The organism is Acinetobacter sp. YH12200 (genome assembly GCF_013418175.1).
GTDB classification, from domain to species: Bacteria; Pseudomonadota; Gammaproteobacteria; order Pseudomonadales; family Moraxellaceae; genus Acinetobacter; species Acinetobacter pseudolwoffii.
In genome coordinates this window covers 1-1,099 of the sequence record NZ_VPCO01000071.1, presented here as the reverse complement: position 1 = coordinate 1,099, position 1,099 = coordinate 1, and the positions used below count along the sequence as shown (strand labels likewise).

General features: G+C 36.7%; 1 protein-coding gene. It reads left to right on the top strand.

Annotated elements, in window-relative coordinates; all coding sequences use genetic code 11:
- Positions 1-627: 627 nt before the first annotated feature.
- Positions 628-1,099 (top strand): hypothetical protein (locus tag FTU90_RS15925; RefSeq protein ID WP_257222462.1); only part of this gene is annotated, 472 nt, incomplete at its 3' end.

Genomic DNA, 1,099 nt, shown 5'->3' with positions numbered 1-1,099 from the left:
CTCGCTTGATTAAAGCTTGGTTATACGAGGACCAATTGGTTGTACGGTAAGTTTTAGGTGCAGGCTTCTTCATCTGGAAATTATATTGCTAAAGAAGCCCTCAAGAATAGCTTTGTGCAACAAAGCCTTAATAATAATAAATATCACACTTTATTAAAAATACAATTAATCAATGAGAATGAAAACCACTTATAAAAAAATGCCGATTTTAAGCTGTTTTTTTGATAAAAAATGCCAAATAGCTTTAATGATTCCTTTCTGTTTGCAAGCTTTTGAGAGCAGCCAGCAAACCATCAGCTGCTTTGAATATAAAGAAATGGCCAATCAGGCCTGTGTATAGATAGAGTACTGAGGAAGAAAAACCTCCAAAATCTTATAGTGTCCTGCATGATCGAAATAATTCAAAAATGACTCACGCAGATAAAAATAAATATATTTACAGCTGAAATACAATGTTTGAGCGTTAATTCAACTAGAATCAGGAAGGTAGGAAATGCTCCTGACCTCAGGATTCAGCATGTATATATGCTGTTGCAGCATATTATGAAGAGCTGCTGATCTAGATGAAAATTGCATCTCCTCCATAAACTTAAAACAAGTGAATACCAATCCTTGATGGAAAAACCTATGCAATGTCCTAAATGTGGTTCCACTGACATCGAACAGCGTGATCACGAACAGAATTTAAAGAAAATTGGTGGCATTCTCATGAGCTCGGCAGGTGCTACTGCGGGTACAGTCGGTGGTGCTGCTTCTGGCGCATCCGTTGGCGCAGCGATTGGTACTGTTGCTGGCCCCTTAGGTGTAATTTTAGGTGGGACAGTGGGTACTTTTGTCGGGGCAATCAGTGTTGGCATTACCGGTGGCGTAATAGGGAATTTCCTCGGCAAAAAAGCCGGGATTTCCGTCGACCGTAATTTATTCTTGGATTATCAATGTTTAAAATGCAAACATAGATTTATTCAAAAAGATCAAAAAGATCAAAAAGATCAAAAAGATCAAAAAGATCAAAAAGATCAAAAAGATCAAAAAGATCAAAAAGATCAAAAAGATCAAAAAGATCAAAAAGATCAAAAAGATCAAAAAGATCAAAAAGATC